The 14,840-nt window shown below is 69.5% G+C and carries 11 protein-coding genes; 9 read left to right on the forward strand and 2 right to left on the reverse strand.

The window, feature by feature from the left end; all coding sequences use genetic code 11:
* Positions 1-12: 12 nt before the first annotated feature.
* From M5C96_RS00335 to M5C96_RS00355, 5 genes are all read left to right on the forward strand, one after another.
* Positions 13-3,249, forward strand: coding sequence for a type I restriction endonuclease subunit R (locus M5C96_RS00335; protein WP_272566459.1), 3,237 nt, complete (start codon positions 13-15; stop codon positions 3,247-3,249).
* Entirely contained in the window at positions 3,249-4,919 is a 1,671-nt protein-coding gene (locus tag M5C96_RS00340) for a polyamine aminopropyltransferase (protein WP_272566460.1), read from the forward strand. The genes M5C96_RS00335 and M5C96_RS00340 overlap by 1 nt, the downstream gene beginning before the upstream one ends.
* Before the next feature lie 30 nt (positions 4,920-4,949).
* On the forward strand, positions 4,950-6,620 hold the full coding sequence (locus tag M5C96_RS00345) for an FAD-dependent oxidoreductase (RefSeq protein WP_272566462.1): 1,671 nt from the start codon (positions 4,950-4,952) through the stop codon (positions 6,618-6,620).
* Positions 6,621-6,709: 89 nt separating this feature from the next.
* Complete coding sequence (locus M5C96_RS00350; protein ID WP_272566463.1) at positions 6,710-7,234, forward strand: PadR family transcriptional regulator; 525 nt, start codon at positions 6,710-6,712, stop codon at positions 7,232-7,234.
* Positions 7,235-7,364: 130 nt separating this feature from the next.
* Positions 7,365-8,246: a siderophore-interacting protein gene (locus M5C96_RS00355; protein WP_442867347.1), complete on the forward strand. Its 882-nt coding sequence runs from the start codon at positions 7,365-7,367 to the stop codon at positions 8,244-8,246.
* A gap of 33 nt (positions 8,247-8,279) precedes the next feature.
* Here the strand turns inward: M5C96_RS00355 and M5C96_RS00360 are convergent, their stop codons facing one another.
* Positions 8,280-9,209 carry a LysR family transcriptional regulator gene (locus M5C96_RS00360; RefSeq protein ID WP_272566464.1) on the reverse strand — a complete coding sequence of 310 codons (930 nt, stop codon included), beginning with the start codon at positions 9,207-9,209 and terminating at the stop codon, positions 8,280-8,282.
* Positions 9,210-9,274: 65 nt separating this feature from the next.
* Here M5C96_RS00360 and M5C96_RS00365 point away from each other — a divergent pair, with 65 nt between their 5' ends.
* The 4 genes from M5C96_RS00365 to M5C96_RS00380 all read left to right on the forward strand — a co-directional run bounded on the left by M5C96_RS00365 (position 9,275) and on the right by M5C96_RS00380 (position 12,785).
* Positions 9,275-10,177: a DMT family transporter gene (locus M5C96_RS00365; protein ID WP_272566465.1), complete on the forward strand. Its 903-nt coding sequence runs from the start codon at positions 9,275-9,277 to the stop codon at positions 10,175-10,177.
* A gap of 111 nt (positions 10,178-10,288) precedes the next feature.
* Positions 10,289-10,528, forward strand: coding sequence for a hypothetical protein (locus M5C96_RS00370; RefSeq protein WP_272566466.1), 240 nt, complete (start codon positions 10,289-10,291; stop codon positions 10,526-10,528).
* Positions 10,529-10,603: 75 nt separating this feature from the next.
* A complete protein-coding gene (locus M5C96_RS00375) occupies positions 10,604-11,965 on the forward strand; it encodes an esterase-like activity of phytase family protein (protein WP_272566467.1) in 1,362 nt (453 codons plus the stop codon).
* 115 nt (positions 11,966-12,080) lie between these two features.
* Positions 12,081-12,785, forward strand: a complete 705-nt coding sequence (locus M5C96_RS00380; RefSeq protein ID WP_272566469.1) for a riboflavin synthase subunit alpha — start codon at positions 12,081-12,083, stop codon at positions 12,783-12,785.
* A 105-nt stretch (positions 12,786-12,890) separates the two neighbouring features.
* Here the strand turns inward: M5C96_RS00380 and M5C96_RS00385 are convergent, their stop codons facing one another.
* Positions 12,891-14,666: a diguanylate cyclase gene (locus M5C96_RS00385; RefSeq protein ID WP_272566470.1), complete on the reverse strand. Its 1,776-nt coding sequence runs from the start codon at positions 14,664-14,666 to the stop codon at positions 12,891-12,893.
* Positions 14,667-14,840: the final 174 nt, after the last annotated feature.

The raw sequence follows: 14,840 nt of genomic DNA on the forward strand, positions 1-14,840 counted from the left end.
CGAGACCCTGCCATGACCGAAGACCAGCTCGAACGCGAAACCTTGGCCTGGCTACAGGATGTGGGCTACGTCCACGTTGCCGGTCCCGACATCGCCCCTGACGGCCCAGCGCCCGAGCGCAACGATTACCGCCAGGTGTTGCTGAAACGCCGTCTGCGGACTGCCCTGGTGCGGTTGAACCCCGGCGTGCCGGCCACTGCCATCGAAGACGCGCTGGCGCAGATGCAGGACCTGGGCGTACCCGCGCTGCTGGCGGCCAACCGGCGCTTTCATCGGCTGCTGGTGGCGGGCGTACCCTTGCAGTACCAATGGGGCGGCGAGTCGATGGGCGACTTCGTGCGCCTGATGGATTGGGACGCGCCAGAGAACAACGACTGGCTGGCCGTGAGCCAGTTCAGCGTGCGCGGGCCCCGCCACACGCGCCGACCCGATGTGGTGCTGTTCGTGAACGGGCTGCCGCTGGTGCTGCTGGAATTGAAGAATCCCGCTGACCAGGCCGCCAGCGTGTGGAAGGCGTACGACCAGATCCAGACGTACAAGGAGCAGATCCCTGACCTCTTCCATACCAACGAGGTGCTGGTGATCTCGGACGGCTCCGAGGCCCTGCTGGGATCGCTGAGCGCAAGCGCCGAGCGCTTCATGGCATGGCGCACGATTGACGGCGTGCAACTGGACCCGCTAGGCCAGTTCAACGAGCTGCAGACGCTGGTGCGCGGCCTGCTGGCGCCGCACTACCTGCTCGATTACCTGCGTTTTTTCGTGCTGTTCGAGGACGATGGCGAGTTGGTAAAGAAGATAGCGGGCTACCACCAGTTCCATGCGGTGCGCGCCGCGATTGCGCAAGTGGTGGCCGCTGCCACGCCGGGCCGTGGCGCAGATCCGAGCATCAAGGGAAAAGGCGGTGTGGTGTGGCACACGCAGGGCAGCGGCAAGAGCATCACCATGACCTGCTTTGCCGCCCGCGTGATGCAGGAACCCGCACTGCACAACCCTACCATCGTGGTGATCACCGACCGCAACGACCTGGACGGCCAGTTGCTGGGCGTGTTCGGCTTGGCGCAAGACCTGTTGCGCGAGCAGCCGGTGCAGGCCCGCACCCGGCAGGAGTTACGCACGCTGCTGACCAATCGTCCCTCCGGCGGCATCGTATTTGCCACCATCCAGAAGTTCATGCCCGGCGAAGACGAGGACAGCTATCCCATGCTGTCGGACCGCCACAACATTGTGGTGATTGCCGACGAGGCCCACCGCACGCAGTATGGATTCGAGGCCAGGTTCAAGGTAAAGAAAACAGCTTCAGCGCACCCGTATCCGGCGCAGACAGCTACAAAACCCATAGTGACTGGCGATGGCATCGCACCACCGCACGGCGTCGAATTCACGCCTCCCATCCATGGCAACGATCTGCCGGGCCGCTACCAAGTGGGCTACGCCCAGCACTTGCGCGATGCCCTGCCGCACGCTACGTTCGTTGCGTTCACGGGCACGCCGGTGAGCGGCACCGACCGCAACACCCGCGCAGTGTTCGGTGACTACATCCATGTGTACGACATGCAGCAGGCCAAGGAAGACGGTGCCACCGTGGCCATTTTTTACGAAAGCCGCTTGGTGAAGCTCGGCCTGAAGGCCGAGGAACTGCCCGACATCGACGCAGAGGTGGACGAGCTGACCGAGGACGAGGAAGAAAGCGTGCAATCGCGCCTGAAGAGCCGCTGGGCCGCGCTGGAACAAATAGTCGGCGCCGAGCCCCGTGTGGCCCGTGTGGCGCAAGACCTGGTGGCGCATTTCGAAGAACGAAACCATGCTCAATTTGGCAAGGCCATGGTGGTGGGCATGAGCCGCGACATCTGTGTGCACCTGTATGACGAAATCGTGCGCCTGCGGCCCTGCTGGCACGACGCCGACCCCGCAAAAGGCGCCATCAAGGTCGTGATGACCGGTGCCGCCTCCGACAAACCGCTTCTGCGCCCCCACATTTACAGCGCACTGGTGAAGAAGCGGCTGGAAAAGCGATTCAAGGACCCGGCCGACCCGCTGCGCATCGTGATCGTGCGCGACATGTGGCTCACCGGCTTCGATGCACCCTGCATGCACACGCTGTATGTGGACAAGCCCATGAAGGGCCACAACCTGATGCAGGCCATTGCACGCGTGAACCGGGTGTTCAAGGACAAGCAAGGCGGGTTGGTGGTGGACTACATCGGTATCGGCAACGAGCTGAAAGCCGCCATGAAGGAATACACCGCAGCCAACGGCCGGGGCCGTCCCACGGTGGACGCGCACGAAGCCTTCAGCGTGGTGCTGGAAAAGCTCGATGCGCTGCGGGCGTTGCTGCACGGGTTTGACTACGGCAGCTTTTTGATCGGCGGCCACCGCGTGCTGGCGGGCGCGGCCAACCATGTGCTGGGCCTGCCGCGCCAGGCAGGGCAAGACGGCAAGAAGCGCTTCGCCGACATGGCCCTGGCACTGAGCCACGCCTTCACGTTGAGCTGCACTCTGGACGAGGCCAAAGCCGTGCGCGAGGAGGTGGCTTTCATGCAGGCGGTGAGGGTGATTCTGACCAAGCGCGACATCACGGCCCGAAAACGCACCGACGAACAGCGCGAATTGGCCGTGCGCCAGATCATCGGCCACGCGGTGGTATCCGAGCGCGTCGTCGATATTTTTGACGCCGTAGGGCTGGAAAAGCCCAACATCGGCCTGCTGGGCGAAAGCTTTCTGGCCCAGGTGAAGGCGCTGCCCGAACGCAATCTGGCGGTGGAACTGCTGGAGCGCCTGCTGGAGGGCGAAATCAAAAGCCGTTTTGCCAGCAACTTGGTGCAGAGCAAGAAGTTTTCAGAATTGCTGAGTGGGGTGATTGCCCGTTACCAGAACCGCAGCATTGAAACGGCACAGGTGATGGAGGAACTGCTGGACATGGCCCGCCAATTTCGCGAGGCCCACGGCTTGGCCACGAAGCTCGGACTGACCGAAGACGAGGTGCGCTTTTACACCGCGCTGACCGAAAACGAGGCCGCCGTGCGCGAACTGAGCGATGAAACGCTCAAAAAAATTGCCCATGAGTTAACGGAGAACCTTCGCAAGAACATCACGGTGGATTGGAGCCGACGCGAAAGCGTTCGCGCCAGCCTACGGCTGATGGTCAAACGCATCCTGCGCAAGTACAAATACCCGCCCGACAAAGCCGACAGCGCCGTCGAACTGGTGCTGCAGCAAGCCGAAGCGCTGGGCGAAGCATGGGAGCACTGATGCCGGACGCTTCGTTGCCCACCACCACAGCCAGCGCGGCGCCCGCGCCGCGCCCCATCGACATCGCCCTGCTCGCCAGCGTCTTCGTCGTCGCCGCCTGCGGCCTGCTCTACGAACTCGCGGCCGGCGCGCTCGCCTCGTACGTGCTGGGCGATTCGGTGCTGCAGTTCTCCACCATCATCGGCACCTACCTCTTCGCCATGGGCGTGGGATCGTGGCTGTCGCGCTACTTCGAACGGCAATTGCCCGCGCACTTCCTGCGCATCGAACTGCTGGTGGCCCTGGTGGGCGGCGCGCTGCCGGCCACGCTGTTCCTGGCCAACGCCTACGCGCCGGGCGCGTTCCGCGTGCTGCTGTACGGCATGGTGCTGCTGGTGGGCACGCTGGTGGGGCTGGAGATTCCGCTGGTGATGCGCATCCTCAAGCGCAACGCGGTGCTGAAGGACCTGGTCTCGCAGGTGCTGACGTTCGACTACCTCGGGGCGCTGGCGGTGTCGCTCGCGTTCCCGCTGCTGCTGGTGCCGCACCTGGGGCTGATCCGCACGGGGCTGCTGTTCGGCCTGATGAACGCGGCGGTGGCGCTGTGGGCGGTCTGGCTGTTCCGCCACGAACTGCGGCGCCTGCGCGCGCACGTGCTGGCCTGCGTGGCGGTGGTGGGCGTGCTGCTGGCGGGGCTGGTGGGCGCGGAGCACATCACGCGCTTTGCCGAAGACAAGTTCTACCAGGACCGCATCGTGGTGAGCCGCGCGACGCCCTACCAGCGCATCGTGGTCACCGAGGGCAAGGCGGGGCACCGGCTGTACCTCAACGGCAACCTGCAGTTCGCCGAGCGCGACGAGTACCGCTACCACGAGGCCCTGGTGCACCCGGCGATGGCGGCGTTCGCCTCGGGCGGCGCCGGGCCGCGGCGCGTGGCGGTGCTGGGCGGCGGCGACGGCATGGCGGTGCGCGAGATCCTCAAGTACCCCTCGGTCGAGTCGGTCACGCTGGTCGAGCTGGACCCGGCGATGACGCGACTGTTCACCGACGACCCCACGCTCGCGCGGCTGAACGGTGGGGCGCTGTCCAACCCCAAGGTGCATGTCGTGAACACCGACGCGTTCCAGTGGCTGCAGCAGGGGAGCGTGGGGGCGCAAGACTCCAGCGCCGCCGGGCCGCCCCAAGGCGCGGGGGCCCCCTCGGGGGGCAGCGAACCACGCGCAGCGGGGAGCGTGGGGGCACAAGACTTTTTCGACGTGATCGTGGTGGACTTTCCCGACCCGACCAACTTCGCCATCGGCAAGCTCTACACCAACAGCTTCTATGCCCTGCTGGACAAGCGCCTGTCCGCCAGCGGCTACGCCGTGGTGCAGACCACCTCGCCCCTGGTGGCGCGCCAGAGCTTCTGGACGGTGGTGCAGACCATCGAATCGCTGGGCCTGCGCACCGCCCCGTACCACGCCCATGTGCCCAGCTTCGGCGAATGGGGCTTCGTGATCGCCAGCCGCCGGCCCTGGCACCTGCCGCAGGCGCTGCCCGAGGGGCTGCGATTCCTGTCAGTGCCCACGCTGGCGCTGCTGTTCGACTTTCCGCGCGACATGGCGCGCGTGCCCGCCGAGGTCAACCGCCTGTCCAACCAGGTGCTGGTGCACACCTACGAGCAGGAGTGGGGTAAGGTGGCGGCCCACTGACCGCGCTGGCCGCCCGGCCGCACCGCCCACATGCAACGCCGCCAATTCCTCGCCGCCTCGGCCACCTCGGCCGCTGCCGCCGCCCTTGCCGGGTGCGGCGCCCCGCCCGAACTGGAGGGTGGCTTTGCCGGCATCGACATGGCGCGCGGCCACGCGCTGCACGACCGGCTCCAGAAGGGCGGGCCGATCGAGCCCGACATCGTCCGGCGCACCCAGGTGGTGATCGCGGGCGGGGGCGTGGCCGGCCTGGCCGCCGCGCGCTCGCTGCGGCTGGCCGGTACCGACGACTTCGTGGTGCTGGAGCTGGAGGACACCGCCGGCGGCAACAGCCGCGCCGGCAGCGTGGCCGGCCTGGCCTGCCCGCTGGGCGCGCACTACCTGCCCGTGCCGGGCGACAGCGCGCGCGAGGTGCAGGACCTGCTGGAAGAACTGGGCCTGCGCCAGCGCGTGGCCGGGCGCTGGCGCTACGACGAGCGCCACCTGTGCCACAGCCCGCAGGAGCGCCTGTTCTTCCAGGGCCAGTGGCAGGACGGGTTGCTGCCCGTGCAGGGCGTGGGCGCCGAAACGCTGGCGCAGTACCGGCGCTTTTCCACCCGCGTGGCCGAACTGGGCCGCGCGGCGCCCTTCACCATGCCGGTGGTCAAAGGATGGAAGCCCAATCAGCCCCTAGCACAGATTCATCTAGGGCTTGACGCTATTACTTTCATAGCATGGCTGGAGCAGGAGGGTTTCGACGACACGCACCTGCGCTGGTACCTGGACTACTGCTGCCGCGACGACTACGGCGCCGGCACGGCGCGCGTGTCGGCCTGGGCGGGCATCCACTACTTCGCCAGCCGCCACGGCTTCCATGCTCCCGGCGATGCGGCCACCGAAGACCGCGAGGGCGTGCTCACCTGGCCCGAGGGCAACGGCTGGCTCACCCAGCGCCTGGCCGCGCCGCTGCAGGCCGGCGGGCAGCTGCGCACCGGCAGCTCGGTGCTGCGCATCGAGGAAACCCGCCAGGGCGTGGAGGTGGACGTGTTCCATCACGCGAGCGAAAGCGTGGAGCGCTGGCAGGCACGCCGCTGCATCGTGGCGCTGCCGGTCTTCATCGCGGCGCGCGTGGTGCGCAACCCGCCCGGCTTCCTGCAGCAGGCGGCGCAGCGCCTGTCGTGGGCGCCCTGGCTGGTGGCCAACATCCACATCGACGCCCCGCTGGCCGACCGCGAAGGCGCAGCCCCCGCCTGGGACAACGTGCTCTACGCCGACCCCACGCCCGGCGGCCTGGGCTACGTGAACGCCGGCCACCAGCGGCTGGACCCGCGCCCGGCCGCCACCGTGCTCACCTACTACCAGGCGCTGGGCGACGTGGCCGATGGCCGCCGGCAGTTGGCGGAGCAACCCTGGGCGCACTGGCGCGACGCCATCCTCGCCGGGCTGGCCGCGCCGCACCCCGACCTGGCCAAGCATGCGCGGCGCATGGAGATCACGCGCTACGGCCACGCCATGTCGATCCCGGTGCCGGGCACCCAGGCGTTTCTCAGCAAAATCGCGCCCCAGCGCCCGTCTGGCAAGCGCTATGCGCTATCGAATGGAGAGCGCGTGCCCGTGCCGCCCACGCCCGGCACCGCGCGGCTGGCGTTCGCGCATGCGGACTGGTCGGGCTATTCGGTGTTCGAAGAGGCTTTCACGCGCGGGCACGCGGCGGCGTTCGCCTGACCCTTTTGCGGCTGGGGGGCATTGCGCAGCCGTTGGATTGCGCATCGTATTTCGATATATCTTATTGAAAAAGATATATCGGAAGCACAATGAAAGACCTCGACATTTCCCAGCTGCACGGCGCCGGCGGGCGGCGCGGTGGCGGTGGCGGCCGCGTGTTCGGCCACGGTGGCCTGCGCCTCGTGCTGCTGCAGCTCATCGCCGACAAGCCGCGCCACGGCTACGAGCTCATCAAGGCCATCGAGGACCGGCTGAACGGTGCCTACAGCCCCAGCCCCGGCGTGATCTACCCCACGCTCACCCTGCTGGAAGAGATGGGCCATGTCACCGTCACCGCCGATGGCGGCCGCAAGCTGCACACGCTGACCGATGCGGGGCGCGACCACCTGGCCGAACACCGCACCGAGGTGGATGCGCTGCTGGCCCGCATGGCCAGCGGCCTGCCGATGCGCGGCGGCGGTCACGGCGAGCGCCCGGCGCCCATCGAGCGCGCCGTGCACAACCTGCGCCATGCACTGCACCTTCGCCTGGCGCGCGAGCCGCTGGCCGAGGCGCAGATCCATGCCATCGCCGATGCGCTGGACGCCGCGGCACGGCAGATCGAACGCCTTTAGAACCTGTTCCCCGCCGGCCTGCAGGACGCCCCAGAGCGACCGCCCCGGCTCCCCCGTTGCCCGGAGTGCGCCCCCACGACGCCCTGGCCTCCCTCCGCAACGCCAGCATCGCCCCGGCAGAAAGCCTGAAATGACCGCACTGTCCGCTTCGACCACCACCCCAGCCACCTCTGCCGCCGCCGCAGCGCAGCCTTCCCCCGAACTGCTGGCGGCGCGCGCGCCCCAACGCATGCGCCATGAGCTGCGCCGGCGCACCCTCACCGTGCAAAGCGCCGAGCGCGTCACACCACACTGCATCCGCATCACCCTGACCGGCCCCGACCTGGAGGGCTTCGACAGCGCGGGCTTCGACGACCACGTGAAGCTCATCCTGCCCGACCCCGGCACGGGCCGGATCGACTTTGCCGTGCCGGCAGAAACCGGGGGCCTCGCGCCCGACTCGCCCCGGCCCACCATGCGCGACTACACGCCGCGCCACCACGACATCGCCGCGCGCACCCTCACCATCGACTTCGCGCTGCACGACGCGGGCCCGGCCACGCAATGGGCGCTGCAGGCCGCCCCCGGGCAGACCATCGGCGTGGGAGGCCCGCGCGGCTCCATGGTCATTCCCACCGCCTTCGACGGCTACGTGCTGATCGGCGACGACACGGCCCTGCCCGCCATCGCCCGCCGCCTCGCCGAACTGCCCGCCGGCGCGCCCGTGCTGGTGCTGGCCGAGGTGGACGGCCCGGCCGACGAGCAGCCCCTGCCCACCGCCGCCGATGCCCGCATCGTCTGGATGCACCGCCAGGGCGCCGAGGCCGGCACCGCCGAGCCCCTGCTGCAGGCGCTGCGCGCGCAGACCCTGCCCGCGGGCGACTTCCACGCCTGGGTGGCCTGCGAATCGGCCGTGGCCAAGGCCTTGCGCGCGCACCTGGTGGGCGAGCGCGGCGCCTACCCCAAGTGGGTCAAGGCCTCGGGCTACTGGCGCCGGGGCAGCGCCGCCACGCACGACACGCACGAGGACTGACCGGCAGGGACCGGCAGGCGCCGCGCGGGCCCCTCATGCGAGCCGCGCGGCCAGCCCCTGCGCCACATGGTCGACCCAGGCCCGCACCCGCGCCGGCAGAAAGCGGTTGGGCGGGTACAGCAGCCAGGCCATGCCGGAGTACGCCGTGGTGTGGCGCCAGCCGGGCAGCACGCGCACCAGCGTGCCGGCCGCCAGGGCCGCCTGCGCCGTGAAGCCCGGCAGCGAGGCGATGCCCAGGCCGCCCAGGGCGGCCTCGCACCGCACCTCGCTGTGGTTGGCCACGTAGCGGCCGCGCACCTTCACCACGGCGGATTCCGCTGCGCCACCCGGCCGCTCGAAGCGCCAGTGCCGGTCGCGCTCGTCCTCGCCCAGGGGCAGGCAGTCGTGCTGCGCCAGATCGCGCGGGTGCTCCGGCAGGCCGCGCTGCGCCAGGTAGGCCGGGCTGGCGCACACCACGTGTTCCACCGGCTCCAGCGGCCGGCCCGCCAGGCCCGGGGGCGGCGCGTCGGTGATGCGCACCGCCACGTCGATGTGCTCGGTGAACAGGTCCACGGTGCGGTCGGTGATGACCAGCTGCACGTCCACCTGCGGATGCGCGGCCAGGAAGGACGGCACCAGCGGGTGCAGCCGCTGGCGTCCATAGGCCTTGGGCGCGCTCATGCACACCAGGCCGCTGGGCACGTCGGCATGGTGGCCGGCCAGCGCCAGCACCTCGCGCGCGCACGATTCCAGCCCCTGGCAGCGCGCGAACGCCGCGTGGCCCGCCTCGGTCAGGCGCAGGCGCCGGGTGGTGCGCTCCAGCAGCCGCACGCGCAGCACGCCTTCCAGCCGCGCCACTTGGCGGCTCACGGCCGACGGGGTCAGGCCCAGTTCGCGCGCCGCCGCGGAAAAGCTGCCCGCCGCCGCCACGCGGGCGAACACCGCCATGTCGGGCAGGCAGTCCAGGGCGTCATTTGTGCGCATGGGGAACCAATGTTGTTCTCTGACCGGCCATTATCGATGGCGCGGCATGAATCTACGATCGCCGCATGACCACGCTGCCCCTCGCCCGCCCCGCCACGCTGCTGCGCAGCGCCGACCTCGTCCTGCTGCTGGTGGCCGTGGTCTGGGGCACCAGCTACGGCGTGGCCAAGGGGGCGCTGGCGTTCTACCCGGTGCTGGGTTTCCTGGCCGTGCGGTTTTTGCTCACGGCGGCGCTGCTGGCCCCGGCGTGCCTGCGGGCGACGCGGGCGCAATGGCAGGGCGCCCTGCGCGCCGGCCTGCCGCTGGGCGCGCTGCTGATGGCGATCTTCGTGTGCGAGACCTATGGCGTGGCGCACACGCAGGCCAGCCAGGCGGCGTTCCTCATCAGCCTGTGCGTGGTGTTCACCCCGTTCGCCGAATGGTGGATGCTGGGCCGGCGGCCGGCCGGCGCCGTGTTCGGCTTTGCGGCCGTTTCGCTGCTGGGCGCGGCGCTGCTGGCGGGCGGCGGCCTGCAGATTCGATGGGGCCTGGGCGACGGACTGATGCTGGCCGCCGCCGCGCTGCGCGCCGTGACCGTGTGCGCCACCAGCCGCCTCACCCGGCGGCATGCCCAGGCGCCCATGCTGCTGCTCACCGCCGTGCAGTCCGCCGTGGTGGGGCTGGGGTGCCTGGTAGTGGCCGTGTCGCTGCCGGGCGGGCTGCCCGCCCTGCCGGCCGAGGGCGCCTTCTGGGCCGCGAGCCTGTACCTGGTGCTGGGCTGCACGGTGTTTGCCTTCATCGCGCAGAACTGGGCGCTGAAACACACCGCCCCCAGCCGCGTGGGCCTGCTGATGGGCACCGAGCCGGCCTGGGGCGCGTTGTTCGCCGTGCTGTGGCTGGAGGAGAGTCTGGGCCCGGTGCAATGGCTGGGCGGGGCGCTGATCGTGGGGGCGGCGTGGTGGACGCTCGCGCGCCAGCGCTCGGGCTGATCACCGGCTCGAAGCTCCCATTGCACCGCGACACTGCACGGCGATACTCCGGCAGACAACGCGCCCGCCCGAGCCGCCGTGGCGCCGCCGACCCCCACAAGGAGCTTTCCGATGACCGACCTTCGCGACATCCTGGCGCACCTGCGCGCAGGGCGCTGGAACGAGGCCCACCAGCAGGTGCAGGACGATGCGACGCCGCTGGGCGCCTGGCTGCACGGCATCGTGCATCTGCAGGAAGGCGACCTGGAAGACGCCGAATACTGGTACGACCAGGCCCAGCGCCACTTTCGCAGCCGCGGCACGCTGGAGGAAGAGATGCAGCGGCTGGAAGCGGCCCTGCCGCAGAAGTAGCGCTGGAAAGCGCCGTCATGGCCCTGTAACGGCGCGCCGGCATCGTTGCGGTTTTCGTTCGCCACAAGCCATCGCATGCTGCCCTCTTTCCGCCTCGCCCCCTTCGCCCTGCTGGCCTGCGCTGCCGCCCTGCTGCCCGCCCACGCCCAGCAGGCTTTTCCCGCCACGCTCGCCGGCCATGCGGTGCTGCCGGCGCAGACCTTTATTCCCGCGCCCAAGGATGCCCCGGCCGATCTGCAGACCAGCGGCAAGTTCACCACGCCGCAGCGCGTGGACCAGCTGGGCAGCGTGGAAGGCACCTCCGCCGGCCGACCCACGGGCGTGTCGCTGCCGTTCAAGGGCCAGCCCGCGCAGGGCCATTCGGGCATCAAGCGCATGGCTGACGGGTCTTTCTGGATCCTGACCGACAACGGGGCGGGGGCCAAGGCCAACTCGCCGGACTTCATGCTGTACCTGAACCACTACACGGTGGACTTCCAAAGCGGCCAGTTCAAGCGCCAGAAGACGGTGTTCCTGCACGACCCGGACAAGAAGGTACCGTTTCGCATCGCCGAAGAGGGCACGAAGGAACGCTACCTGACCGGCTCGGACTTCGATCCCGAGAGCTTCCAGTTCGCCGGCGGCGCGCTGTGGATCGGCGAGGAGTTCGGCCCCTACCTCATCAAGGCCGATCTGTCCGGCCGCGTGCTGGCCGTGTTCGAGACGCAGGTGGACGGCAAGGTCGTGCGCTCGCCCGACCACCCGGCCATCACCGCCGCGGGCGCGCCCGATGCCAAGGCGCCGGCGTTCGAGATCAAGCGCTCCAAGGGCTTCGAGGGCATGGCGTCGTCCAGGGACGGCAGCAAGCTCTACGCGCTGCTGGAAGGCCCGGTGTGGAACGAATCGGCCAAGGCCTACGAAGCGGTGGAAGGCGGCAAACAATACCTGCGCGTGCTGGAGTTCGACGTGAAGCAGGAAAAGTGGACGGGCCGCCACTGGAAGTACGTGCTGGAGGCCAACCACCACGCCATCGGCGACTTCAACATGATCGACGAGACCACAGGCTTGATCATCGAGCGCGACAACGGCGAAGGCACGGCCGACAAGGCCTGCCCCGAGGGCCAGAAGCGCACCGACTGCTTCCACGACCTGGCGAAGTTCAAGCGCGTGTACAAGGTGGAGTTGACCGATGCCAACGCCGGCACCGAGCTGCGCAAGGTGGGCTACATCGACCTGCTGAACATCCAGGACCCGCAGCGCCTGGCAAAGAAGCCTCTGAACAACGGCGTGCTCACCTTCCCGTTCTTCACCATCGAGAACGTGGACGTGGTGGACGCCACGCACATCGTGGTGGGCAACGACAACAACCTGCCGTTCAGCTCCAGCCGCGAGCCCAACCGGGCCGACGACAACGAGCTGGTGCTGCTGGAAGTGGGCGAGCTGCTGCGCGCGCGCTGAAACCCTGCAGGCGGCGGGCCCCGACCCGGGTGGCAAAATTGCCGCACCCTCGGGGCCGCCGGTTGCGCGGCGCTGCCCCCGGCGGCCTTTTTCCACGCACCGGGAATCCACACGCATGTTCACTGGCATCGTCCAAGCCACGGCGGCCCTCGCCGCCATCCATGACCGCGAAGGCCTGCGGACCTTCATCATCGATTTCCCGCCCGGCTTCTGCCAGGACCTCGCCGTGGGCGCGAGCGTGGCGGTGGACGGCGTGTGCCTCACGGTGACCGAGCTGCTGCCGCCCAACGCGGCGGCGTTCGACGTGGTGCTGCAGAGCCTGAACGTGACCACCCTGGGCAGCTACGCCATGGGCGACCGCGTGAACGTGGAGCGCGCGGCCAGGGACGGCGCCGAGATCGGCGGGCACCCGCTGTCGGGCCACATCGACTTCGCCACCACGCTGCAGTCGGTGCGCGAGTCGGACAACAACCGCGTGTGGCGCGTGGACATCCCGCCCGCCTTCCGCAAGTACGTCTTCGCCAAGGGCTACATCGCCATCCACGGCGCGAGCCTGACGGTCTCCGAGGTGAACCGCGCAGAGGGCTGGTTCGAGGTGTGGCTGATCCCCGAGACGCGCCGCGCCACGGTGTTCGAGCACAAGCAGGCGGGCGACCGCCTCAACATCGAGATCGAGCGCAGCACGCAGGTGGTGGTGGACACCGTGCGCGAGGCGGTGCAGGAAAGCCTGGGGGCCCTGCAGCCGGTGCTGGAGGCGCTGCTGCGCGACAAGGGCCTGTCGCTCGAAGACTTCGTGCAGCCGCCCGTGCTGCCGCGCTGAAGGGCCGCCGGGCTCCGGGTGCGGCAGCCCGGCATCAAAACGGGCTCCAGCACAGATTCCACTAGGGCGTATCGCTATTAATTCAATAGCAAACGTCTGGGCACGTCAAAGGATGACCAGCTCCCCGGCGCCCGTGTCCGCCCGGGGCTCGGCCAGCACCACGCGGTTGCGGCCCGTTTCCTTGGCGCGGTACATCGCCGCGTCGGCCTCCGACAGCAATTGGTCCAGCACCAGGCCGTGGCGGCCGGAATCGGCCACGCCGAAGCTCGCCGTCACGCGCAGCGGCTCGGGCGATGCTGGCAGCAGCAGCTGCAGGTTCGCCACCACCTCGCGCAGGCGCTCGGCCAGCCGCACGCCGTGCGCGGGGTCGCAGTGGCTCAGCAGCACCACGAACTCCTCGCCGCCGAAGCGGCCCACCAGATCGCCCAGCCGCAGTTCGGCCCGCAGCGCGCGCGCCACCGACACGAGCGCCTGGTCGCCCACCGCATGGCCCCACTGGTCGTTGAGCATCTTGAAGCGGTCCACGTCCAGGATGACGATGACCACGCCGAAGCCGTGGCGCCGGGCCTGCGCGAGCACGCTTTCCGCGGCGTCGAAGAAGGCGCGCCGGTTGGGCAGGCCGGTGAGGAAGTCGGTGTTGGATTGCTCGCGCAGCTGCGCGATCAGGCTGTTGCGCTCGCGCTCCAGGGCCTCGCGCTGGCGGGTCTGCAGCTGCAGCTCGCGCGCGGCGCGGATCACCGCGGCCATCTCGTCGTTGGCGGCGGGCTGGGGCAGGGGCGCATCCAGGTCGTTGTTGGCCAACGCCTTCAGCGCCCGCGCGGTCTGCACCAGCGGGCGCAGGACGCGGCGGTCCACCATCGACAGCGCCACCAGCAGCATTGCCAGCAGCACCACCGAGCCCGCAGCCACCAGGCCGAGCATGCGCACGGCCCGGGTGTATTCGGCGCTGGCGCGCTCGCGCAGCTGGTTGAGCAGCGTGTCGCGCACGTCGAAGATGGTGTTCATGTCGGGCACGTAGAGCGCCGCGAAGCCCGCGGCGTCCAGCCCGTAGCGGCCGTTGCCTTCGCCGGCGGCGATCATGCGGTCGATGAGCGGCCCGGTGTCCCGGAAGTAGCGCTGCTGCACCGTCTGCCACGCCTGGGCGATGGGGCGCGGCTGCTCGGGGACCGAAAGCCGCAGTTCGATCAGGAAGCGCAGCTGCGCGATGCGCCCGCGCGTTTGCTCGATGGCCCGGCGCTCCTCGGCCGTGAACGGCTGCTGGCGCGCCAGCGCCGCCGTGAAATGCGAACCCAGCAGCCCCGCGAACTCCCGCAGTTCGGCCGTGAGGCGCGCGACCTGCACGTCATCGGCCAGGGCCGGGTAGTGCTGCCGAGCGGCATTGGCCAGGCTGCTCGTGACCGGGGCCAGCAGCGGCACGATCGCCACCATGCCGTAGACGGCCGAACGGATCGACTCCGGCGCCCGCGCCTCGCGCGGCTGTGCCACCACCTGGTCCACCGCCGCACGGGCCGTGGCCAGCGCCATCTTGGCGGCGAGCACGCGCCGCGCGCCGTCGGCCAGCGTGGGATCGCCATTGCGCGCTGCCAGTACCCCATGCAGCGCATCGAAGGCGCGGTCGGTGCGGGCGCGGGCCTGCGCCAGCGGCTGCTGCAGCTCCGGCGGCAGGGGCGACGGGCCACCCAGCGCCCCGTTGGTGGGGCCGCGCTCGCGCGACACCATCTCGGCGGCGAGCAGCCCCGCGCGCAGCTGGTCGATGGCCTCCACGCTGGCCGCCGACGCGCGCACCGACTGGTACTCCGTCGTGGCGATGCGGCCGACCAGCAGCATCGTGGCCAACACCACGAGGGCCCCGAAAAGGCGAAGGAATCGGCTTAAAGACATGGTGGTCTGGCATCAGTACGGCAGGGCAGCGGTGTGGAAATTCTCTCACCTGCATCCGATCAGGGCGCTCCGGCCGCGAACGGATGGGCCAAATGGCGACGGTTTTCGGGAAATTGGCAACGAAAGGGTGCAAGAAATGCGCCTGCACGGGCCGGCGGGCACCGGCCGTAGGAT

The sequence above is a fragment of the Acidovorax sp. GBBC 1281 genome (genome assembly GCF_028473645.1).
In the GTDB taxonomy this organism is placed as follows: Bacteria; Pseudomonadota; Gammaproteobacteria; order Burkholderiales; family Burkholderiaceae_C; genus Paracidovorax.